Source organism: Roseovarius sp. B-10 (genome assembly GCF_056859295.1).
Genome location: NZ_JBSXOE010000039.1, coordinates 1 through 21,552, shown reverse-complemented (window position 1 = coordinate 21,552; position 21,552 = coordinate 1). Strand labels below are relative to the sequence as shown.

Annotated in this window: 20 protein-coding genes and 1 pseudogene; 11 read left to right on the top strand and 10 right to left on the bottom strand. The window is 61.9% G+C overall.

The window, feature by feature from the left end; translation table 11 throughout:
• The 3 genes and pseudogenes from AC13D8_RS16245 to AC13D8_RS16235 all read left to right on the top strand — a co-directional run.
• The coding region (locus AC13D8_RS16245) for a Mu transposase C-terminal domain-containing protein (protein ID WP_482969698.1) at positions 1-829 on the top strand (829 nt) is incomplete at its 5' end.
• Position 830: 1 nt separating this feature from the next.
• Positions 831-1,712, top strand: coding sequence for a TniB family NTP-binding protein (locus AC13D8_RS16240; protein ID WP_093037101.1), 882 nt, complete (start codon positions 831-833; stop codon positions 1,710-1,712).
• Positions 1,649-2,047, top strand: a pseudogene (locus AC13D8_RS16235) (TniQ family protein); the annotation flags it as partial. The gene AC13D8_RS16240 and the pseudogene AC13D8_RS16235, both read left to right, overlap by 64 nt.
• Before the next feature lie 213 nt (positions 2,048-2,260).
• Here the strand turns inward: AC13D8_RS16235 and AC13D8_RS16230 are convergent.
• From AC13D8_RS16230 to AC13D8_RS16205, 6 genes are all read right to left on the bottom strand, one after another.
• The gene (locus AC13D8_RS16230; RefSeq protein ID WP_482969700.1) at positions 2,261-2,698 is read right to left on the bottom strand and encodes a hypothetical protein; all 438 of its coding nucleotides are present in this window, start codon (positions 2,696-2,698) and stop codon (positions 2,261-2,263) included.
• 1 nt (position 2,699) lies between these two features.
• Positions 2,700-4,502 carry a hypothetical protein gene (locus AC13D8_RS16225; protein WP_482969697.1) on the bottom strand — a complete coding sequence of 601 codons (1,803 nt, stop codon included), beginning with the start codon at positions 4,500-4,502 and terminating at the stop codon, positions 2,700-2,702.
• A complete protein-coding gene (locus tag AC13D8_RS16220; RefSeq protein ID WP_482969696.1) occupies positions 4,499-4,972 on the bottom strand; it encodes a hypothetical protein in 474 nt (157 codons plus the stop codon). The genes AC13D8_RS16225 and AC13D8_RS16220 overlap by 4 nt, the downstream gene beginning before the upstream one ends.
• Before the next feature lie 132 nt (positions 4,973-5,104).
• Complete coding sequence (istB, locus tag AC13D8_RS16215) at positions 5,105-5,869, bottom strand: IS21-like element helper ATPase IstB (RefSeq protein WP_058317429.1); 765 nt, start codon at positions 5,867-5,869, stop codon at positions 5,105-5,107.
• Positions 5,866-7,365, bottom strand: a complete 1,500-nt coding sequence (istA, locus tag AC13D8_RS16210; RefSeq protein WP_482969699.1) for an IS21 family transposase — start codon at positions 7,363-7,365, stop codon at positions 5,866-5,868. The genes istB and istA overlap by 4 nt, the downstream gene beginning before the upstream one ends.
• Before the next feature lie 103 nt (positions 7,366-7,468).
• Positions 7,469-8,110, bottom strand: a complete 642-nt coding sequence (locus AC13D8_RS16205; RefSeq protein ID WP_482969695.1) for a DUF6629 family protein — start codon at positions 8,108-8,110, stop codon at positions 7,469-7,471.
• A 195-nt stretch (positions 8,111-8,305) separates the two neighbouring features.
• Between AC13D8_RS16205 and AC13D8_RS16200 the strand changes: the two genes are divergently transcribed.
• Positions 8,306-8,596, top strand: a complete 291-nt coding sequence (locus AC13D8_RS16200) for a hypothetical protein (RefSeq protein WP_223228166.1) — start codon at positions 8,306-8,308, stop codon at positions 8,594-8,596.
• On the opposite strand, the gene AC13D8_RS16195 is transcribed toward AC13D8_RS16200, so the two are convergent.
• The gene (locus AC13D8_RS16195) at positions 8,565-9,470 is read right to left on the bottom strand and encodes a patatin-like phospholipase family protein (protein WP_107978334.1); all 906 of its coding nucleotides are present in this window, start codon (positions 9,468-9,470) and stop codon (positions 8,565-8,567) included. The two genes, AC13D8_RS16200 and AC13D8_RS16195, sit on opposite strands and share 32 nt — an antisense overlap.
• 278 nt (positions 9,471-9,748) lie before the next feature.
• On the opposite strand from AC13D8_RS16195, the gene AC13D8_RS16190 reads away from it, so the two are divergent.
• The 6 genes from AC13D8_RS16190 to AC13D8_RS16165 are packed head-to-tail and all read left to right on the top strand — an operon-like array spanning position 9,749 to position 17,582.
• Positions 9,749-12,133 (top strand): heavy metal translocating P-type ATPase, encoded by a 2,385-nt coding sequence (locus AC13D8_RS16190; protein WP_482969694.1) that lies wholly within the window; start codon positions 9,749-9,751, stop codon positions 12,131-12,133.
• A 15-nt stretch (positions 12,134-12,148) separates the two neighbouring features.
• Positions 12,149-13,597: a YfcC family protein gene (locus AC13D8_RS16185; protein ID WP_368999820.1), complete on the top strand. Its 1,449-nt coding sequence runs from the start codon at positions 12,149-12,151 to the stop codon at positions 13,595-13,597.
• A 23-nt stretch (positions 13,598-13,620) separates the two neighbouring features.
• The gene (locus AC13D8_RS16180) at positions 13,621-14,850 is read left to right on the top strand and encodes an arginine deiminase (protein WP_368999821.1); all 1,230 of its coding nucleotides are present in this window, start codon (positions 13,621-13,623) and stop codon (positions 14,848-14,850) included.
• A 23-nt stretch (positions 14,851-14,873) separates the two neighbouring features.
• Positions 14,874-15,875, top strand: a complete 1,002-nt coding sequence (gene argF, locus AC13D8_RS16175; RefSeq protein ID WP_368999822.1) for an ornithine carbamoyltransferase — start codon at positions 14,874-14,876, stop codon at positions 15,873-15,875.
• Positions 15,876-15,879: 4 nt separating this feature from the next.
• Positions 15,880-16,791: a carbamate kinase gene (gene arcC / locus AC13D8_RS16170; RefSeq protein ID WP_482969693.1), complete on the top strand. Its 912-nt coding sequence runs from the start codon at positions 15,880-15,882 to the stop codon at positions 16,789-16,791.
• A 20-nt stretch (positions 16,792-16,811) separates the two neighbouring features.
• Positions 16,812-17,582 carry an SDR family NAD(P)-dependent oxidoreductase gene (locus AC13D8_RS16165; protein WP_482969692.1) on the top strand — a complete coding sequence of 257 codons (771 nt, stop codon included), beginning with the start codon at positions 16,812-16,814 and terminating at the stop codon, positions 17,580-17,582.
• 44 nt (positions 17,583-17,626) lie between these two features.
• Here the strand turns inward: AC13D8_RS16165 and AC13D8_RS16160 are convergent, their stop codons facing one another.
• The 3 genes from AC13D8_RS16160 to AC13D8_RS16150 all read right to left on the bottom strand — a co-directional run bounded on the left by AC13D8_RS16160 (position 17,627) and on the right by AC13D8_RS16150 (position 20,922).
• A complete protein-coding gene (locus AC13D8_RS16160; protein ID WP_185926687.1) occupies positions 17,627-18,670 on the bottom strand; it encodes a type II glyceraldehyde-3-phosphate dehydrogenase in 1,044 nt (347 codons plus the stop codon).
• Positions 18,667-20,007, bottom strand: a complete 1,341-nt coding sequence (locus AC13D8_RS16155; protein ID WP_482969691.1) for a class I SAM-dependent methyltransferase — start codon at positions 20,005-20,007, stop codon at positions 18,667-18,669. Before AC13D8_RS16155 ends, AC13D8_RS16160 begins: the two co-directional genes overlap by 4 nt.
• Positions 20,008-20,253: 246 nt before the next feature.
• On the bottom strand, positions 20,254-20,922 hold the full coding sequence (locus AC13D8_RS16150) for an RNA polymerase sigma factor (RefSeq protein WP_482969690.1): 669 nt from the start codon (positions 20,920-20,922) through the stop codon (positions 20,254-20,256).
• Positions 20,923-21,174: 252 nt separating this feature from the next.
• Here AC13D8_RS16150 and AC13D8_RS16145 point away from each other — a divergent pair.
• The coding region (locus tag AC13D8_RS16145; protein WP_482969689.1) for a DMT family transporter at positions 21,175-21,552 on the top strand (378 nt) is incomplete at its 3' end.

Genomic DNA, 21,552 nt, shown 5'->3' with positions numbered 1-21,552 from the left:
GCATGCCTTTCGGTCGGCATGTGCGGAATGGGGGATCGATCTGGTCTATCGGCCGCCAGGCAGTCCTCATTTCGGAGGGCACATCGAACGATTGATCGGCACGATGATGGGGGCCGTGCACCTGTTGCCTGGAACAACGCAATCCTCGGTCGTGGCCAAGGGCGACTACGATGCCGAAGGCATGGCCACGATGACTTTAGGCGACTTCGATCGCTGGTTTGCCCTGGAAATCTGCCGCTACAACAACAGCATTCATTCAAGTCTTGGCTGTACGCCCGTCGCCAAATGGGAGGCGCTCTCAGAGCAAATGATGGGCGACATCCCCTTCGAGATGGAAGCCTTTCGGGTGAGCTTCTTGCCGAGCGAATTGCGCAAGGTCAGGCGTGACGGCATCCATCTGTTTCAGATACGGTACTGGTCGGATGCTCTTGCAGGCCACATTGGGCGCAGCGATGGGAAGGTGGTCGTTCGCTACGACCCTCGCGATATCTCAATGATCTGGGTCGAATTGGACGATGGCCGATATGTTGAGGCGCGTTACAGAAACCTGGAAATTCCGCCCGTGCCGCTCTGGGAATATCGCGAAGCCATGAGGAAGGCCCGTGCACTTGGCAAGTCCGGGTCCAATGAGCTGGTCCTGGCTGAGCTGATCCGACAGCAACGCCAGATCGAAGCTGAAAGCCGGGGCCTCACGAAGGCCGAACGCCGATCCCGTGAAAGAAAAGGGACATTGGAGGGCGCCAACTCGGCTGTCGCGACAACCGAAGGGCTGCGCGCGATCGATACGGGTGATACATCGCGCCCATTGTTCAAGGTAGAGAGATGGTGAATTGACGGCAGGGACAACTGAGGAAGACGGTCGGATCGCCCTCATTCAATCGGACATTTGGATCGGCTTTCCGCGGGCCGAACAAGTGCTGGACCGTTTGCAGGGTATGATCGAGGCGCCAAGGCAAACCCGTATGCCTGGCCTTCTTGTGCATGGCGCGTCCGGGATCGGAAAGACGATGATCGCCCGAAACCTGTCGCGCAAGTACGCACCAGAATACGATCCGCCGTCAGGCATCACGCGCACACCGCTTCTGCTGTTGCAAGCGCCGCCCGCACCCGACGAACGGCGGTTCTATCTGCACATCTTGGCCGCCGTCGGCGCCCCGGCGACGGCACTGAGCGCCCGCGCTCAAAATGTGGCTTCCCTCGAAGTCCGTGTCATCGCACTCTTGCGCGACCTTGGCCTGCGGATGATCATGATCGACGAGGTCCACAATCTTTTGGCCGGGACCCACCGCGAACAGCGCCGCTTTCTCAATGTTCTGCGGTATCTCAGCAATGAACTCGAAGTGTCGCTGGTATGCCTCGGGGTCAGCGAGGCCGTCGATGCCATCCGTGGTGATCTCCAGCTTGCCAGGCGGCTGGACGAACATCACCTGCCAAACTGGCGCGACGATGCCGAGTTCTCGGACATGATTCAAACACTCATCGCGGCAATGCCCCTCGAGAAGAAATCCAATCTGAAGGTCAAGTCGCTCAAGCAGATGCTTGCACTGACCGGTGGGGTGACCTCGCGCATCTTCGCCCTGATCAAGGATCTTTCCATCGACGCCATTGTCACTGGTGATGAATGCATCACCGATGACGCAATCGCAAAATGGACGCCGGTTTGGTCGCGTCACGCGTCCGCTGGGCGGCGGCTCGAGAAGTCCCGGGTGTGAAGCCGCGCCCGCTGCCAAAGACTGTCGCGCCGCTGCCAGACGAGTTGTTGTCAGGTTGGTTGTCTCGGCTGGCTGCGGCCAACTACTGTAATGACGCGGAACTGCTGGCCCATATCGAGATCGATACACGACATGGCGCCGCCCTGGACTTCGACGTTGAGGCGGCCGATGCGGAAAAGATATCTATCGCTGCGCGTGTCGATCCCGACACCGTGCAGTCAATGACTTTTAGGGCAATGACGAAAATGGAGATGATGCTCACAGCGCAAGTTCCTTTCCAGTCTTGCCCCGAGTGTTCCCGACGCGGCCTCTCGCTCAGGCATTGGCGGCGATCCTGGGCATTTGATTGCCAATTTTGCGGGACCCTACTTGTTCGGAGCCTCGCAAAGCCCGGTGACGAAAAGTTGCCTGAAAAACTGATAGACCGTGCGCGCTGCGGGGCAGGGCTGCTTGAGCACGCAGCGACGTCAAACCGCCCCAACCTACTTCGACGTGCGATGCGCGCGGTCACCTTTGGCATGTCGCTCAAGGCCGTCCGCGGGGATCCGTTATTCGCTCTTCAGAGCCCCAGACCGGAAGTGAGGCTGTTCTGCCTTGCGGCGATCGCTGCGGCCCAGTCTCGTCCGCTGATAAAAGCGGCCATATCCAGCGCCGGTGCCGACGACTATGTAAGAATTGCTCTGTTGCGCGCCTTCGAGAGAGAGCCACGTCTGCTTGCCGCAGTTGATCATGTTGCGCAACAGCGCGCCAGAAGCACAGGACCAAAGACAGCCGAATCTCACAGTTAAGGACAAAACTCGACGCTCAAAGCGCCATGTCTCAGATTTAAAGGCAAAGCGACAGTCGGCCAGCAAAGCGGCCCGCTGACCGGATCTGATCCGCGCGGCAAGTTGCGCAACAGATGCGCGCTGTCCAGCATCAAGCGGTTCATCCGTCTGCTGCGACGCGAGCTGCTCAAGATAATCAGCGGCCTTCATCCAATCCATGTCACATGTCCTCGTCAGCCCAAAGCGACGGAAGGTCATCGATCTTCCATTCCCGAGCCACAGCCTTCAACGATTGTTCCAGCAAGGTCAGGTTGATATCGCCAGGGCACATCCGCGGGTCCATTAATGCCGGCAAGGGATTTGCCTTCGCATCGCGAAAAAAGCCAATCATCGGCTGCTCCTGCTTGCAGATCGCGCGCAAAGTCTGACGCAGTTCTCGACACCAACGCTGCCAATCTCGCGGGTCAAGTCTTGCCTGGGTCTCGCCAAGCCGCACCAGAAGGCTCATCATCCGGCGAATAGCATAGGTTGCGGGTGGCAAATCCGTGGTGTCCGAGGCTTCTACCATTGGCTCGCCGCCTTCGGGTCCGTCATCGGGCTGATCTGCGTCCAAGGGTTCTGGGAACGCCTGCAGGCCGGCCAAGACGTCTTCCACCGTCAATTCGGATGGCCGCGGCACAACAAGCACGCCCTCCGCGATCACGGGAACGCGCCAGCCACCGTGTGTCAGCGTGACAACGGCTGGAGCAGGTGCAGGCCAGATGCAGGGCGTGGGGCACGATGCACCGTCTGGACCTATGACATCCAGAACAATCCCGCCTGGCGCACAGATCGTACCATCCTTCCAGATCAACCAAGACACTGGCGGCAGGGTTTCAGGCTCCTCGGGGGGCACAAACCCGCTGCCAGAGTGTAGCTTCGAAGGTTCGACGGTCTCGTTGAACTGGATTGGCAACAGGGTCGCAAAACCATGCTTGCTGTTCTTTCGGCTGCGCCATTTCAAGCCTTTGGGAAGATCGACGACAACGCCCGCTTCAAGATTGCCACCCGCGCTGGCGGCCTTTTCAAATCCGTTCCGGCTGAGATTTCCCGACCCTAGATAGACGCGCCCAACGGCCTCGTCGTGCCCTGCGCCGAGCAATACAAACTTAGCGTGAAGTTGCCCATCCTCGCCATGCATAGCGGAAATCGGGCGCCTGAGATTCCAACCAGCCGCGGTCAGGGCCGGGCCACGCATGGCCAGACCTTGACAGGACAGCGGGTTCAAAAACAGGTCCAAAGTCGCAGATTTCTTCAAGAGCTTTTCTTCGACCAGCTTCTCGCGAAACCTCTCAGGCAGCCCCGCGCCACCATCGCCTTCTGCTTCAAAATAACCGGACCCAAGGATTAGGCGATCTGCCTTTTTTCCCAGTCCAAGTCGATCGACAACCTGTGGGAGCAAAGCCTGAGACCGGCTGTCGATGAAGCGCGGCGGCAAGGTAGAGGCCGGAAGGTGACCGATCTGTTCCTTAAGGCGCGCATAGGGCAGCGCGCCGTCATATTCCCGTTCGATCAGCGCGCAATCCCCGCGTTCACGCAGCCATTCAAACATGTTCCAGGCCGCCCGAATATCTGCAATATCCTGATCTTTCGGATCATCGGTCTGAAGATCAATTGACCAGAACAGGTCGATACTGTCCGTCAAAGGGTCTTGCGTCCAGTTTCCCGTGCTGACCGCGAGCCTGATGATATATCCATCTTCATCGCGTTTGCGAAATCCCAGCAAAGCAACCTTGGCATGCAACAGGTTGTAACCTCGATCCTGCAGTCGCATCCACATCCAGGCTAGGCCCGATATGTCCGAAATTGCGTTCATGGTCGGGTGAATGAACGCGGCTAACACGGGGCGCGCCATTTCTCCAGTGAAGCTGCGCCGGATCTGCCCCATCACATTGGGCGTTGCCGTAAATCCGCAGAAGAAACCGAAATCCCCGAAACAATCCTTGGGCGGCATGAAGAGGGTGATAAGCGTTGTGTTCGTCATGCTCGTTCTTCAGCTGCTGTGTCCCGACATCCTGGGTTCACATCGCCGTTCAGTTCGGTGACAAGGCAATGAAGATTGTAAAGTCGGAATAATTGGGGTGCGAACTCGGCATCCTTGACGGGTTCGCTTGCATCGATGCTTGGCATCTCTCCGGCTGCTGGTCCCAGACCGATACGACCGTCCCGCCACCTGATCACCGTTCCATCGCGCTCGGCCAGCTTTTGAAGAAGCTGTTCGTCGGACAAATCCCGGACCTCTGACAGGAATTTCCGGCTGCTTGCCTCATCTGATGCGTCAATTCTGTCGCCCAGCTGGTGGGCGCATTGGCGAAGCGCCGCGAGGGGCTCTCCCACCACTTTGTTGGCCTCGTTGGAGAGCAGCCAAGCAGTTTCATTGGCATCGCGAAGCTGAAGCAGACGTTCTTCCAAGCGATACAACACCGCGAGTGCGGCACTGCGTAAATCTGTCAACGGCGGAGTAAAATTCGGCCATTGTGGCGGAGCAAAAGTGGGCCAGTTTGGGGCGAGCGCCTTGGAGCGTGCGGCCCTCATATAGCAAGCCCGGTCCAAGGCGCATTGGCCGTCAGGCCAATTCTGTGAGGTTCATTTGTTAGCGGCGGCGAGGCGGGCGCGGCTTTGATTGAGGCGGTAGCTTTCGCCGTTCATCTCGAGGATGTTGACGTGGTGTGTCAGCCGGTCCAGCAGCGCGCCGGTCAGGCGTTCGGTGCCGAAGGTTTCGGTCCACTCCTCGAAGGGCAGGTTGCTTGTGATCAGGGTCGACCCTCGCTCGTAGCGCTGTGAGATCAGCTCGAACAGAAGCTCGGCGCCGGTTTTGCTCAAGGGGACGAATCCCAGCTCGTCGATGATCAGCAGTTTGACCTTGGCGAGTTTGCGCTGGAGTTGCAGGAGGCGTTTTTCGTCGCGGGCCTCCATCATCTCGTGCACAAGAGCTGCGGCGGTCACGAAGGCGACAGGCAATCCTTTCTGGCAGGCAGCCAGTCCCAGCCCGAGGGCGACATGGGTCTTGCCGGTGCCGGAGGGACCGAGCGCGATCACATTCTCCTTGCGTTCGATCCATTCGCAGCGCGCCAGCTCCAGCACCATCATCTTGTTGAGCGACGGGATCGCCTTGAAGTCGAAGCTGTCCAGGCTTTTGATGGTCGGGAACTTTGCGGCCTTGATCCGGCGTTCCACCATGCGCCGTTCCCGGTCGATCAGTTCCAGCTCGGTCAGCCGGGCCAGGTAACGCACGTGATCTACGCCTTCAGCGGCGCAGATACGGGCCTGCTTGTCATGTTCACGCAGGAACGTGGGCAGCCGAAGCGTTTTGAGATGGTGGGCCAGCAGCAGTTCGGGTGCATCTGTCATGCCCCACCCCCTGCCAGCAGGCTCATGTAAGATGCGGCGGAGGTGGTGGTGATGTTGGTTCTGGGCAGGAAGGGATAAACATCCAGATCCAGCCTCGGAGGCCTTTGCTCGACCCTGCACAAGATCAGGTGCTTGATTGCATCGAAGCTGACCGCTCCCATTCGCAGGGCATCTTTGACGGCAAGATGCAGCACGTCAATCTCGAAGCGCTCCAGAAGGCGCAGGACCTGCACATACTCGCGCTTGCCGGCCTTTCCCTGCCGGGCTTCCAGCAGTCGGCGCAGGGTTTTGAACGCTTCGGGCAACTCCCAGCCCTGCAGAGGCGCGGCCTGATCGAAGGACATGATCTTGCGTTCGATCAGCGCCAGGTAATGCAGTGGATCAAACACCATGTCGCCGGTGTCATAGGAGCGCGAATGCTCGGCGATCACCTCGGCGCCGCAGCCGATGACAACCCGGGTCACGAAGCCCTTGATCCAGACCGCACGGTGGCCGTAGGCAACCGGCACCGAGTAATCATTGCCGCGATAACGCACCACGGATGTCGATGTGACCTGGCCACTTTGCAACTCACAGGCCTCAAAGGGGGTGCCGGGCAAATCCCGCATCGCCGCGAGATCGGCCTTCAGCCGTTCCCCGATGCTGACCTTGTGGCCACGCAGAACATCACCCCGGCGCTTGCGGCACTGCTCTTCCAGGTGAGCGTTGAACGCGTGCCAGTCCGGAAAGGACGGGATCGGCACCATGAAGTTGCGACGTCCGTAGCCGACCAGCCCCTCCACGGCCCCTTTGTCATTGCCCTTGCCGGGACGGCCATAGCGGTCCCGGATCACGTAATGCGACAACATCGCGCTGAACCGCTGGGTTCTTTGCCGGGAGCCATCCGGCAGAATCCGGGCAACCAGGCAGCGGTCATTGTCATAAAGAATCGACTGGGGAACCGCGCCGAAGAACGCAAAGGCATGGACATGGCCGTCAAGCCACGCCTCGGTATTGGCCGCAGGATAGGCCCGGATGTAGCATGCGTCGCTGTGCGGCAGATCGAGGGCAAAGAAGTGTGCCTTCTGCTCGACGCCGCCGATCACGACAAGCGCTTCACCAAAATCGGCCTGTGCATGACCGGGCGGATGGCTCAGCGGCACGAACATCTCCTTGCCGGTCCGCTTCCGGTCTCGAACGTAATCCTTGACGATGGTGTAGCTGCCATCAAAACCGCACTCGTCCCGCAACCGCTCGAAAATACGCTTGGCGGTGTGACGCTGCTTGCGAGGGCGGCTCCTGTCTTCAGCAAGCCATTGGTCCATCTGGCTGGTGAACGCATCCAGCTTCGGGCGCCTGATCGGCGCTGTCCGCCGATATCCCGGCGGTTCCGAATAGGCCAACATCTTCGCAACACTGTCCCGGCTGATCCCAAAATCCCGGACAATCTGGCGTCCGCTCAATCCATCCTGGAAATGAGCGTGACGCACCTTCAAATACAAGTCCACGGTGTATATCCCCAAGCCCTCCCGAAATCCGAAAGGGCAAAAGTGGACGACTTTTACGCCGCCCGCGACAACACTATGCCGTCGCTACCGTGGCCGAGTATTGCTCCGCCGTTCACATGTAAACCAGATGCAGTGTTGCCAGACCCGCCAGCAGGCAGAAAAATGATATGTAGGCGTATTGCAGGAAGGCGATGTCGACCACGATGACCGCCACCAGCGTCAGGGCGAAATGGCGCACATGCTTGTAATGCGACAGTGCCGGGGGCAAGGTGATAAGGGTCACGTAGATCGTGTTGGTCAACCAGCGCGGCATCATGAAATCAAGCCACATGGATTTTTCATAGGCCAGCGACTGATTGTTGATCTCGACCACGACCATGCTGCTGTCGAGCCCGTGCGGGATGTAAAGCAATAGACCGAAAATCAGCCCGATCAGGGCCAGCAGCAGGAACAGCCTCTTGCGGGAACTCTCGTCCGGCTCGAGTACGTAGACCGAGAACGGCACCCAGATTGGCCAGATAAACCAAGTGAAAAAGATGAACCCCATGGCCCCCCATAAAACCGTCAGGGGATCATTTCCGTTCATGCCGACCCAGACAAAACCCTCCGTGAATTGCTGAAGGCCGGCGAAAAGCGGCATCAGGGCAAGCGGCAAGTAGCGTTTGTTGCGCTGCAAGGCCAAAATCGAAATGGCAGTCCCGCCGCCGACAAGGAACACGCTGGCGGCAAAGCTGACCTGGGCGGATAGGCACATGGAAACTTCTCTCCGTTTCTTTCAGTTTGAAAACGTCCGTCGCCCAAACCGATACCACGTAACAGGTTCTTAGATTTATCCTAGTCGCCGTCTGTGCCACTGACCATCCTGCGAGTACGACTTGGAGACGCTGTTCAGTGTCGCCCCGACAGGCCGGTCTGACCAAGAGGCTGCATCTAGGACTGCGGAGTTGCAATGGTCGCGTTCCCGCTCTCGCTCACCGGGATTCCACCGCCGTTCGGATTTGTTGGCAAGGTGCTGCTGTTCGGCGCGGTAATCGAGACACGCTATCCGTGGCCGGCGGTGATTGGCATTCCCGTGCCAGCGATGGCTGTTGGTCGTGCTTTGTGCGACCGCGCTGGTCACGGCGCTGATGGGGCTGTTTGCGAAGGTAATTCCCAATTGACGCAGAGGGCAGTTCGCGCCGTTCGCGTCAAAGCAGTGATCTGGCTTTTCAACCCGCAAGCGGGTCGGCCGGCCGCTTAGGCTGCCCGGGATCAAGCAACTCCGCGATTTCTGCATATGTGCGGCGCGTGGCAACGGCCCCGGCAGCGATGCAGCGACGTTTGAGCCCGAATTCCAGTGTGCCGATCGAGCGCCCGAAATCGGGTCGTATCACCAGATCCGCCTGATCGAACCGCAGCCGTGCATGTTCATACTGGCAGACTTCTATGGATCGCAGCATCGCCTGCATGCCGTTTTTCGGGCCAACCGCGTTTTCGCGCTGACTTGGGTCCACCGCGATCACGACCTCTGCGCCTGTTGCCCTTGCAACATCGACCGGCGCTATGTCGGCATAGGCCCCGTCCATCAGCACATGCGGTCCATCGACCAAGGGCGGCAATATCCCGGCAAGCGCCGCGCTGGCATAGACGTAATCCGTGGCACGCCCCTTGCCAAAGACCACACGTGTACCGGTCAGCATGTCGGTTGCGCAGACGAACACCGGGATGCGGCCATCTTCCAGGTTTTTGCCCTGCGTCAGGCCAGACAGGACGCTGCGGCCCCATGACTCGGTAGGCGCGCCAACCCCCCAGCCAAAATACATGTCGCGAGCGGCAAGCAAAGCGGTACGAAGCCCCCTCATTCTTGCGACCAGACCGGGTAGGCGAAAGTCCGGAGTTGCCGGAAACCCGCTGGTATCCATGTCTACCAGTGCGTCGAACCAATTGTCATTCAGGGCGTAGGTGGCGCCCGCAACCGCACCCATGGATACCCCCACGATTGCGCTCGGCACAAAGCCTCGGGAGATAAGCGCGCGTAACACACCCGCATGAGAGAGACCCCTGGCGCCGCCGCCACTGAACACAAGGGCGAAAGATTTGTGAGTCTTGCCTCCTGGTTGTACCTGTCCCGTCATTGTCCAGCCTCCGCTTTCCGGTTTTCTCCGAGGAGTGTCAGAAACTGTGCAACGGCCTTTTATCGGTCCACGCCCCGCGATGTCTTTGACGCTACACGACCGTGATAATTACGGCCCGGTGGGTTTTGGCACACCGCGTTGCCCCGACGGAGGCTGTTGAATGCACCACCCGTCTTGGCCGCATGTTTTCAGTCGCCTCTGTAACGATCGCCCGCTTGCAACGTCTATCCACCAAACGGCCGTTTCCGATCGCAAGGAAAAATCGACAGGAGCCAAAATTGAGAACACTGACCCTTGAAGTCCGCGGGCTGTTCGAGGAACTCGATCACCTCGCGGTCGAACGTCATTTATCGGCCCTCGACGGAGTGCACCGAGCCGAAGCGAACCCGGCCTCGGCCAGCGTGACAGTCCACTATGACGAGACGGTGCTGGGCGAGGACGCGCTGCGCGAGGCGATCGAATCCTGCGGCTTCCACTGCACGGGCGAACGGGTTCCGAACCATGTCTGCAAGATGGACCACTCGGGCCATGACGGCCATTCGGCGCATGGCGGAAAGGCCCCTGCCGGCCATGACGCGATGGCGCATGAGATGGGCCATGGCGGCGGCATGGACATGGCCGGGATGGTCCGCGACATGCGCAACCGCTTCTGGGTGGCGCTGCTGTTCACTGTCCCGATCTTCATCTATTCGCCGATGGGGGGCATGTTCACGCCGCCCGCGCCGCCTTTCGGTCTGCGGCTGGACCTGTGGCTGTTCTTCCTGGGCAGTGCCGCGATCATCTGGCCAAGCTGGCCGTTCTTCGTCGCCGCCTGGCGGGCCTTGCGCAACGGCATCCTGAACATGGCGGTGCTGGTCGTGCTGTCGGTCGGCACGGGCTATGTGTTCAGCGTCGGCTCGACCTTCTTCTTTCCCGGCGTGCAGTTCTACGAGGCCGTGGCGGTGCTCCTGGTCTTCATCCTGCTGGGGCACTGGCTGGAGATGCGCGCGCGGGCAGGGGCCTCGGCGGCGATCCGGGCGCTTCTCGATCTTGCGCCGCCGATGGCGACCGTCATCCGCGACGGGCAGGAGGTCGAGGTGCCCACCTCCGAGGTGCTGGAGGGCGAGGTCGTTCTGATCCGGCCCGGCAACAAGATCCCCGTCGATGGCGAGGTTATCGAAGGCACGTCGCTGGTGGACGAATCCATGCTGACGGGCGAATCCATGCCGGTGAACAAGGCCGTGGGCGACACCGTGATCGGCGCCACGATCAACAAGAGCGGCAGTTTCCGCTACCGCGCCACCAAGGTCGGTGCCGATACCGCGCTGGCGCAGATCGTCAAGCTGGTGCAGGAGGCGCAGAACTCCAAGGCGCCCGCGCAGCTTCTGGCCGACCGCGCCTCGCAATGGCTGGTGCTGATCGCCATCGTGATCGGGCTTGCGACCTTCGCGGTCTGGTTCTGGTGGATCGGCTCGCCGCTTCTCTTCGCGCTGACACTGACGATCACCGTTTTCGTAATCGCCTGTCCTGACGCGCTGGGGCTTGCGACGCCGATGGCGGTGATGGTCGGCACCGGGCTGGGGGCGCAGCACGGTATCCTGTTCAAGAATGCCGGTGCGCTGGAAGACGCGACCAAGCTTGACGTGATCGTCTTCGACAAGACCGGCACGTTGACGATGGGCGAACCGCGCGTGGTCGAGGTCGTTGCCGCCGAAGGCGGCGCGGAGGATGACGCGCTGCGGGCTGCGGCGGCCGTCGATCGCGGCTCGGACCACCCGCTGGCGCTCGCCATTGTCGAACGCGCTGCGGACCTCGACGTCCCGCAGATGGCCGAGTTTCTCAACCTCGAAGGCCGCGGCGCGCGCGCCGAAGTCGCAGGCAAGACCGTGCTGGTAGGCAATCGGCGCCTGATGGACGAGGAGGGTATCGACGTCGGCACCCTGACGGCGGAGGCCGAGCGCCTGAAGGGCGAGGGCCGCACGGTTGTGCATGTGGCGCAGGGCGGACGGATGCTGGGCCTGATCGCCATCGCTGATGCGCCGCGTCCAAGTGCGATGGCCGCGGTGGCCAAGCTGCGCGAACGCGGCGTCGAGGTGGCGATGCTGACCGGCGACAACGAAGGCACGGCGCGCCGCATCGCGGGCGAGCTGGGCATCGACATGGTGCTGGCCGACGTGCTGCCGGGCCAGAAGGCCGAGAAGGTGAAAGAGCTTCAGGCGCAGGGCAAGAAGGTCGGCATGGTCGGCGACGGCGTCAACGACGCACCCGCGCTGACCCAGGCCGATGTCGGATTTGCCATCGGTGCGGGTACGGATGTAGCGATGGAAAGCGCCGATGTCGTGCTGATGAAAAGCGATCCCTACGATGTCGTGGGGGCCATCGAGCTGTCGCGCGCCACCTTGCGCAAGATGCACCAGAACCTGTTCTGGGCCGTGGCGTACAACGTGGTCGCCTTTCCGATGGCGGCAGGGGTGTTTTATCCGTTGATCATCAGCCCCGCCGTGGCAGCACTTGCCATGTCGGGCAGCTCCGCGCTGGTGGCGGTCAACGCGCTGCTGCTGAAACGAACGCGGCTGGAAGGTATTGGTGCGGGCAATAGTGGGTCCGCCAGCGGCGGCGGTCAGGGCGATGCGCAGGCAGGCCAGGTGCCGCTTCACGCCGGACACTCGCAGAAATCACATTGAAGGGGGGGACTTGAGATGTCTGACACATCATCGACCAAGACACCGGACGGGAAGGGCATGGCGGCACGGTTTCCCACCGCCTATTCCATCCTGTTCGGGCTTATCATTGTTGTCGCGGCGCTGACCTGGATTATCCCTGCGGGCCAATATGACCGCGCCATGAACGAAGAGGTCGGCCGCGAGATCGCGGTGCCGGGTACGTATCAAACGGTCGAGCCCAATCCACAGGGCTTTGTCGATGTGATGCTGGCGCCCGTCGCCGGGTTCTACGATCCCGACAGCTATGCCGCCAATGCGATCGACGTTGCTTTGTTCGTCCTGCTGCTAGGCGGCTTTCTGGGCGTGGTGAATGCCACGAATGCCATCGACACCGGCATCCAGACGGCGATGGTGCGGCTGAAGGGGCGCGAGATCTGGATGATCCCAATCCTGATGTCGCTCTTTGCCCTGGGCGGTACGACCTATGGCATGGCCGAGGAAACGCTGGCCTTTTACGCGCTTCTGATCCCGGTGGTGATCGCAGCGGGGTACGATTCCGTGACCGGCGTGGCGATCATCCTGATCGGTGCCGGGATCGGCACGCTGGGATCGACGATCAACCCCTTCGCCACGGTGATCGCGTCTAACGCGGCAGGCATCCCGTTCACGGATGGTATCGCGCTGCGGCTGGTCCTTCTGCTGGGCGGCCTCGCGATCTGCGTGGCCTACGTCATGCGCTATGCCTCGAAGGTCAAGGCCGACCCGGCCCGGTCCGTCGTCGCCGCGCAACGCGACAGCGACCGGCAGTTTTTTCTGAACGAGACGGATGCAACGTTCGAGGAGCCGAAGCTGAGCGGAACTCAGAAGCTGGTCCTGATCCTGTTTTTTGCGACCTTTGCGGTGATGATTTGGGGTGTCTCCAGCCAGGGATGGTGGATGGCTCGGATGGGCGCGCTCTTCTTCGGCATGGCCATCGTCGTCGGGCTGGTCGCCCGCATGGGGGAGAAGAAGCTGACGTCGTCCTTTGTCGACGGAGCGAAGGATCTTCTGGGAGTTGCGCTGGTGATCGGTCTGGCGCGCGGCATCGTGGTGATCATGGAGCAGGGCCTGATTGCCGACACGATCCTGAATAGTGCCGCCGATACCCTCGGCGGCCTGCCGGAAGTCGCGTTCATCAACCTGATGCTCTGGATCGAGATCGGGATGAGCTTTCTCGTGCCGTCGTCGTCCGGCCTGGCCGTCCTGTCGATGCCGATCCTTGCCCCGTTGGGGGATTTCGCGGGGGTCGGCCGTGATCTCGTGGTGACGGCCTATCAATCGGCGAGCGGACTCGTGAATCTGATCACGCCCACCTCTGCGGTTGTGATCGGCGGTCTGGCCATCGGGCGCGTGTCGTTCGACCGCTGGGTCGTCTTCGTCTGGCCCCTGCTGCTGATCCTCGTCGTCTTCATCTCGGCCGGGATCAGTCTGGCCGCCATTCTCTGATTAGAAAGAAGGAGGCATTCCAGATGTCTGAACCGAAATTGGGCGTTCATTCCGAAGCCGGCACATTGCGGCAGGTGATCGTGTCGCCACCCGGCCTGGCGCATCGCCGTCTGACGCCGGACAACCGTGAAGACCTGCTGTTCGACGATGTGTTCTGGGTCAAACAGGCGATCAAGGATCACGCCGTCTTTGCCGATATCATGCGCGGCGAAGGGGTCGAGGTGTTGGATGCGATGGTGCTGCTGGGCGAGACGCTGGACATTTCCGAGGCGCGCAAATGGGTGCTTGATCACCGTATCACCCGCAATGACGTGGGCGTCGGGATGCGGGGCGATCTGCGTGCCTGGATGGAAGCCCTGCCCGGAACCGATCTTGCGCGGTTTCTGGTCGGCGGCATCACGGTGGACAATCTGCCGTTCACGCCCTCCGGCATGTTCGGCAGTTATCTCGGCCCGCACGGTTTCGTGCTGCCGCCGCTACCGAATTTCATCTTTACACGCGACAATTCGGCCTGGGTCTATGGCGGCGTCAGCCTGAACCCGATGCATTTCGCGGCGCGGCGACCCGAAACGCTGCTGATAGCAGCAGTCTACCGGTTCCATCCGACATTCGCGGGTCGGGTAAGGGTCCTGTTCGGCGATCCGACGCGCGAGTTCGGCACCGCCACGCTGGAAGGCGGTGACATGATGCCCATCGGCCACGGTGTCGTCATGGTCGGCATGGGCGAACGATCGACGCCACAGGCGGTGGGCCAACTGGCCGAGGCGTTGTTCGAGGGTGGCGACGTGACGCGCGTCATCGCCTGCCAGATGCCCAGTTCGCGCGCGGCGATGCATCTGGACACCGTTTTCACCCATTGCGGGGGCGATGTGGTGACCACTTTCAAGGAGGTGGCGGATGCGATCACCTGCTATGACCTGCGCCCGGGTGCCGGCAAGGCTGCGCTCGATATCCGCCGGGATGCGCGCCACATATTCGAGATCACCGCTGAAATTCTGGGCCACAAGAAACTGCATCTGGTGCCCACCGGCGGTTCTGATGCGGCCGAGCAATCACGCGAACAGTGGAATGACGGCAACAACGTGCTGGCGCTGCGCCCCGGCGTCGTCATCGGCTATGACCGCAACGACGATACCAACGCCGCACTGAAGGAGGCCGGGATCGAGGTGCTGGCCATCCCCGGTGCCGAACTCGGCCGGGGCAGGGGCGGCAGCCACTGCATGAGTTGCCCGACGATCCGCGACGCAATCTGAACCACCGACGATAAGGAAATCCCATGTCCTACAATCTGAGAAACCGCCATTTCCTGGCCCTGCGCGACTTCGCGCCGCAGGAAATCAGCTTCTTGCTGAAACTCTCCGCCGACCTGAAGGCGGCCAAATATGCGGGCACCGAAGTCCCGCGTCTGACCGGCAAGGAGATCGCCCTGATCTTCGAAAAGGACAGCACCCGCACCCGCGTCGGGTTCGAGGTGGCCGCCCACGATCAGGGCGCGCATGTCACTTACCTCGGCCCCTCCGGTTCGCATCTGGGCAAGAAGGAAACGGTCAAGGATACCGCCCGCGTGCTGGGCCGGGTCTATGACGCGATCGAATATCGTGGATTTGGTCACCCAATCGTCGAAACGCTGGCGCAATACGCCGGGGTGCCGGTCTACAACGGGTTGACAGACGAGTTTCACCCGACCCAGATCCTCGCCGATTTTCTGACCATGCAGGAACATTCCGACAAGCCGCTGCGCGAGATCGCCTATTGCTTCCTGGGCGACGCGGGCAACAACATGGGTGACAGCCTGCTGATCGGCGGGGCCAAAATGGGTATGGATGTGCGGCTCAGCGCGCCCGAGAGCCTGTGGCCGGGCCAGGCGATCCGCGACGAGGCAGATGCCATCGCCGCGCAGACCGGCGCACGGATCACGCTGACCGATGATATGGAAGCCGCGGTGAAAGACGTCGATTTCGTCTATACCGATGTCTGGGTGTCGATGGGCGAGCCGAAAGAAAAATGGGCGGAACGGATTGAGCTGCTGACGCCCTATCAGGTGAATGCCGACGTGATGGCCAAGACCGGCAATCCGCGCACCAGGTTCATGCATTGCCTGCCCGCCTTCCACAATGCCGAGACCGAAACCGGCGCCGAGATCGCCGAGCTTTTCGGCATCTCCGCGATGGAGGTGACGGAAGAGGTGTTCGAAAGCCCGGCCTCAATCGTATTCGATCAGGCCGAGAACCGGCTGCACACCATCAAGGCTGTGCTCGTCGCCACGCTGGGGTCTTAGCGCCATGCTGGTTGTCGCAGCCCTGGGGGGCAATGCCCTGTTGCGCCGGGGCGAGCCGCTCACCGCCGAGGCGCAGCGGACCAACGTCGCCGGTGCGGCAGCTGCGCTGGCGCAGATCATCCGCGCCGGACACAGGCTGGTCATCACCCACGGCAACGGCCCGCAGATCGGCCTGCTTGCGCTGCAGGGCGCGGCCTACAAGCCTGACGAGGCGTTTCCCCTCGACGTGCTTGGTGCCGAGACCGATGGAATGATCGGCTACATGATCGAACAGGCGCTCGAAAACGCACTCGGTCACGACCGCGCGGTGGCCACGCTGCTGACCCAGATCGAGGTCGACCCCAAGGATCCGGCATTCGACAGGCCAACCAAGTTCATCGGCCCGGTTTATGACAAGGCCGAAGCTGAGCGGCTGGCCGAAGCGCGCGGCTGGAGCATTGCGGCCGACGGTGCGCATTGGCGGCGTGTTGTGCCCTCGCCGATGCCGATGGACATTCCGGACTTGCGGGTGCTTCAGCTCCTGCTCGCGCAGGACGTGACGCTGATCTGTGCGGGTGGTGGCGGCATTCCGGTCGTCCGGCGTGCCGACGGTTCGCTGATCGGGGTCGAGGCGGTGATCGACAAGGATCACGCGACGGCGCTTCTGGCCCACAAGCTGAAGGCCGATGCGCTGTTGCTGCTGACCGATGTCGAGGCGGTGTTCCGCGGTTTCGGCACCGAGGCGCAGACCGCGATACGGCGGGTATCGCCCGAGGACGCGGTGCGCCTCGACCTGCCCGAGGGGTCGATGGCGCCCAAGGTGGCCGCCGCCGCATCCTTCGTCTCGGGGCGCGACCGCTACGCCTGCGTGGGCCGCCTGGAAGATGCGCTTGCCATGCTGGAAGGCCGCGCGGGAACGATGATCGCAAACACCTGAAAACCAAAGGAGGATTATCCATGAAACGTCTGAAAGACAAGGTCGCCCTGATCACCGGGGGTGCGGCGGGTATCGGTCTGGAAACCGCGCGCCTCTTCCTGGGCGAAGGGGCCAGGGTCGCGCTTGTGGACCTCGACGATGACGACCTGTCGGATGCCGCGCGGGATCTGGGCAACCCGGACGACCTGCTGACCATCGCGGCCGATGTCTCCTCGGTCGAAGACAGCAAGAGATATGTCGCGCAGACCGTCGAGGCGTTCGGGCGCATCGACGTGTTCTTCAACAATGCCGGGATCGAGGGCAAGGTCGCGCCGCTGGTCGATCAGAAGATCGAGGATTTCGACCGGGTATTGGCGGTCAATGTGCGCGGTGCGTTCCTTGGGCTTCAGCATGTCCTGCCGGTGATGATCGGGCAGAAATCCGGCAGCGTGATCAACATGTCGTCCATCGCGGGCCTCAAGGGCAGCCCGAATGTCGCGCCCTACATCACCTCGAAACATGCCGTCGTCGGCCTGACCCGCGCCGCCGCGATAGAGGCCGCGGGCCACAATGTGCGCGTCAACTCGGTGCATCCCTCGCCGGTCAACACGCGGATGATGCGGTCGCTGGAGGAGGGGTTCAATCCCGGCCACGGCGAGGAGGTGAAGCAACAGCTTGCCGACACGATCCCGCTGGGCCGCTATGGCGAAAGCCTCGATATTGCCAATCTGGTCCTGTTCCTTGCCTCCGACGAATCCGCCTTTATCACCGGGGCGCAATATCCCGTCGACGGGGGCATGGCGGCGGGCTGATCGGATCTCTGCCCATAGGGGTCGGAACCGGCCGCCGGGGGCCGTTAGGTCGCCGTGAGCGTTCCGACCCCAAGTGCGGCGTTCGTGCGCGCAATCGACGTCGATGCGTCGCGCTCGGCCTCGGTCAGCGCACGGATCGCGTCGATGGTTTCGGGGATCACGATGGCCTGGTTGTCGACCATATAGGCATAGAACAATTCGTCGCCCTCGACCGTGAGCATGTCCTCCCACAGCGCGACCTCGTAGAGGCTGTCATTGGGGCGTCCGAGATCGGCCATCATCTCCTTGACCGCGTTGAGCGCGCCCAGGCCCTCCGACATCTTGATCAACGCGATGCGCGAGGAGGCGCGGAACGCGTCCAGCACTTCGTCCCTGGAGGCATTGCGCGGCATCCTGACCGACCAGTAATGCAGATGCGCAAGCGTCTGCGGCACTTTCACGGCCATGGTGATCACGTCGAGATCGGGATCGACGCTTTGCGCATCCGGGCCCTGATGGCTGGGGATCTCGGGCTCGGGGACAAGCGTGTTCATGATCCCGCCCATGTGGCTTTCCCATGGGTCGGTGGCGCGGCGCAGCAGGGTTCCGCGCGCCGCGCTGAGCAGCTTGGCCCGCTTGAGCGCCCCCAGCGTGCGCACGATCGAGGTCGTGTTGCAGGACACGACGCGGGTGCTGTCGCGCCCGATGGCGCTGGCGTAATTCGCTTCGGCGACGAAGGAATGGCCTGTCACCTCGTGCTTCTCGCCGCCATGAAGGATGAACCGGATTCCCGTTTCGCGGTAGGTCTCGACATTGCGCGCGGCGACTTTCTTCGGTGTGCAGTCCACCACGATATCGGCAGAGCCAAGCAGGTCGTCGAGACCGCCTGCCACGTCGAGACCGGCCGCGCGCATGGCCGGGGCGCGATCCGGATCTGCCGCGAAAAGCGCGAAGCCCTTCGCGCGCGCCATCCGGGCCCGCCAATCGGCGGTGACATCGGCCACGCCGGCCATCTCCATGTCATTCTGGGCGGCGACCGCGTCCGCCACCCGTTTGCCGATCACGCCGTAGCCGTTCACGGCGACCCTGATCCGTTTTTCATCTGTCATGACGCTCTCCTCGTGTCTGTATCGGACGACATGTTACCCGCAATCTGCCCCGCCTCGGTCTCGGCGATATAGTCGCGGGTCAGTGGAACGCTGTCGCGGCGTTTGGCAAGCTGGATCTGGAAGACCATCAAGCGGCCATTCCGGAACGCCATTTCGCAGGCGGCCAGGTAGAACTCCCACATGCGGCAGAACCGTTCATCATAGAGCTTGAGCGCGGTCTCGCGTTCCTGGGCGAACCGCTCGGACCAGTGCCGCAGGGTCTCGGCGTAATGCAGGCGCAGAACCTCGACATCCGTGACCCACATCCCCGACCGCTCTGCCGCCGCGATGGTTTCGGACAGGCTGGGCAGATAGCCGCCGGGAAAGATGTATTTTCGGATCCACGGATCGCTGCCGCCTCTGGGCGCCTTCGTGCCGATCGCATGGACAAGGGCGACCCCATCGGGCCGCAGAACCCTTTGCAGGGTGGCAAAGAACGCGTCGAACCCGCTGCGGCCCACATGTTCGAACATGCCCACCGACACGACGCGGTCATATTGTCCGCGCTCTTCGCGGTAATCGCGCTGCTCGAACGCGACCTGATCGGACAGGCCAGACTGCGCCGCGCGGTCGCGGGCGGCGGCAATCTGCTCGGTCGACAGGCTCAGGCCGGTGACGCGGGCACCATGTTGCCGTGCAAGCTCCATCCCCAGCCCGCCCCAGCCCGAGCCGATATCCAGAACCTCCAGTCCGGGCCGCAGCAGCAGCTTTGCCGCGATATGCCGTTTCTTGAGCGCCTGGGCCTCCTCCAGCGTTTCGCCGCCGGTGGGGAAATAGGCGCAGGAATATTGCCGGTCCGCGTCGAGAAAAAGGTCATAGAGGTCGGTCGAGATGTCATAGTGATGCGCCACATTGGCGTGCGACCGGCGGATCGGATTGTGATGCAGGCTGCGGGTCCGAAACCCATCCAGCCAGCGGGTCAACCGCCTGCCGGGCAATGCGTCGACTGCATCCATCTGCGTCATGCAGATCGACAGCAGGTCGCGCAATGTGCCCGCCTCGATGCGCAGCGTCCCGTCCATATAGGCCTCGCCCAGTGCCAGGCTGGGATTCGCAAGCAGCCGCGCAGGCAGCGCCCTGTCGGTCAGACGGATCGACACGGAAGGGCCGCCGCCGGGGCCGAAACGCCAGGTCTCGCCAAGGGGATCGAACACGGTGAGACGACCGGTTCGCACGAGGTGGCCAAGCGATCTGGCAAGCAACCACATGCCCGCCCGCGCCGGCGCGAGGCGCCCGCGTCCGGTTCGGCCCCCCTGATGTTCATAACGCTGATCGTGAGAGGTTTCGCCATTGGACATGATTGCTTGCTCCATCCCGTTATTCTTCCAAAGGCGGCATCAACAGCCGCTGTCTGGTAGAACAGACGAAGGACGGGAATGTTCATTACAGAGCGACGGTCTACGAACCCGGCGGATGGCGTGGAAGACTGGACATAGGCTGGCAAAATCCTTGCAAGACTGATCGGCATGTCCGCGCTGACAGATCGTAGTCCACGATCGGCGAATTGCGTTGATGCCGGAAAGAGAAGGCCCGCGCATCCGGGTTCAGTCCGTCGTTTGGGCCCCGGCATCGTCTTTCAGCGCCTGAAAGCGCGCGCGTGCCTTTTCCGTCGCGTCGCAATCGCAATCGAGAAAGCCATGAACGGGGCAGGTCAGGCACATCTGTTCCAACCTCGTCTTCAACGCCTGTCGACCCCGGTGGAGACGGACGGTGAGGTTGTTCAGCGTGATGCCAAGGTCTGCGGCGACGGTCTCGCGCGGCTGCTCCTGAAGATCGACGCGCCAGATCACTTCCGCGTATTCCGGCTTGATCGTCGGCAGCAGTTTGTAAAGACAATTGCAAATCGCCTCGTCGAGTTCTTCGTCGAACCCGTCTTGGATGTTGTCCAGGTCGGTTGGGGCCATCACCACCTCCCTCTGACGCTGCCGACCAACCTTGCGACCGTAGTCAGCGATTGACGACGCGAGGATCTGGCTGAGCCAGCCACGCACGGCGCGCACATCGCGAAGCTGCCCGGAGCGGTCGATGGCCCGCAGCATGAACACTTGCAGGACTTCTTCGGCGGCGTCTGCGTCACCAAGCCGTCGAAGCAGGAAATGCTGGATATGCCGACGACCTTCCAATAGCGCACGACGCACGGCGGCATCCGCGGCCTTGGCGGGTGAATCGGGCCGATCTTCTGTGGAAGAGCGGTGTTTTCCGTCCTCATTCATATTGCACCTCTGTGGAGTACGACGCCGAAGCGCCGGAAACGTTACAACGTCAGGGTGTTTCGCTTGCTCCGATTGCTTGCGGTTCTGTCATTGCTTTGCCGAGGCTCGAAGAATCGGAGGCTCGGTCAGCGCCCTCTGGCCTTTCCGGTGTAAGACTTAGGCGGGCGCAACGTCATTTTACTTCGCCCCCAAGTTGGCACATCGGAAAATTTCCGCAATTCCTGCCATTTCTGATCCAGACAAGGAAACTCGATGTCGCCAACCGTCATATCCAAGATCGTTCTGGCCATGTTCCTGTGGGCGGCGTGCTTTCCGCTGATCACGGCGGGGCTGCAATACGCGCCGCACCTGACCTTTGCGACGATGCGGGCAGGTCTGGCAGGCGCGGCTCTGGTGGGGTTGGCCATGATCTTGCGTCGGCCATTTCCGCGCGGCGGGCGCATCTGGGTGACACTGGCAGTCGTCGGCCTTGGGGCGACCAGCCTGGGGTTTCTGGGCATGTTTCATGCGGCGGAATTCGTGTCTCCCGGCCTCGCCACCGTCATCGCCAACACGCAGCCCCTGCTTGCGGCGATGCTTGGCGTCGCATGGCTTGGCGAGCGCCTGCCGAGGATCGGCTGGATCGGCCTG

Excerpts from the sequence above, each read along its gene's own strand:
- AC13D8_RS16160 (WP_185926687.1), bottom strand. The coding sequence starts at position 18,670 with ATGACAGATGAAAAACGGATCAGGGTCGCCGTGAACGGCTACGGCGTG.
- AC13D8_RS16200 (WP_223228166.1), top strand. The coding sequence starts at position 8,306 with ATGGTCGCGTTCCCGCTCTCGCTCACCGGGATTCCACCGCCGTTCGGA.
- AC13D8_RS16205 (WP_482969695.1), bottom strand. The coding sequence starts at position 8,110 with ATGTGCCTATCCGCCCAGGTCAGCTTTGCCGCCAGCGTGTTCCTTGTC.
- istB (WP_058317429.1), bottom strand. The coding sequence starts at position 5,869 with ATGACAGATGCACCCGAACTGCTGCTGGCCCACCATCTCAAAACGCTT.
- AC13D8_RS16230 (WP_482969700.1), bottom strand. The coding sequence starts at position 2,698 with ATGGATTGGATGAAGGCCGCTGATTATCTTGAGCAGCTCGCGTCGCAG.
- AC13D8_RS16225 (WP_482969697.1), bottom strand. The coding sequence starts at position 4,502 with ATGACGAACACAACGCTTATCACCCTCTTCATGCCGCCCAAGGATTGT.
- AC13D8_RS16185 (WP_368999820.1), top strand. The coding sequence starts at position 12,149 with ATGTCTGACACATCATCGACCAAGACACCGGACGGGAAGGGCATGGCG.
- argF (WP_368999822.1), top strand. The coding sequence starts at position 14,874 with ATGTCCTACAATCTGAGAAACCGCCATTTCCTGGCCCTGCGCGACTTC.
- AC13D8_RS16180 (WP_368999821.1), top strand. The coding sequence starts at position 13,621 with ATGTCTGAACCGAAATTGGGCGTTCATTCCGAAGCCGGCACATTGCGG.
- AC13D8_RS16155 (WP_482969691.1), bottom strand. The coding sequence starts at position 20,007 with ATGTCCAATGGCGAAACCTCTCACGATCAGCGTTATGAACATCAGGGG.
- AC13D8_RS16165 (WP_482969692.1), top strand. The coding sequence starts at position 16,812 with ATGAAACGTCTGAAAGACAAGGTCGCCCTGATCACCGGGGGTGCGGCG.
- AC13D8_RS16150 (WP_482969690.1), bottom strand. The coding sequence starts at position 20,922 with ATGAATGAGGACGGAAAACACCGCTCTTCCACAGAAGATCGGCCCGAT.
- arcC (WP_482969693.1), top strand. The coding sequence starts at position 15,880 with ATGCTGGTTGTCGCAGCCCTGGGGGGCAATGCCCTGTTGCGCCGGGGC.
- AC13D8_RS16195 (WP_107978334.1), bottom strand. The coding sequence starts at position 9,470 with ATGACGGGACAGGTACAACCAGGAGGCAAGACTCACAAATCTTTCGCC.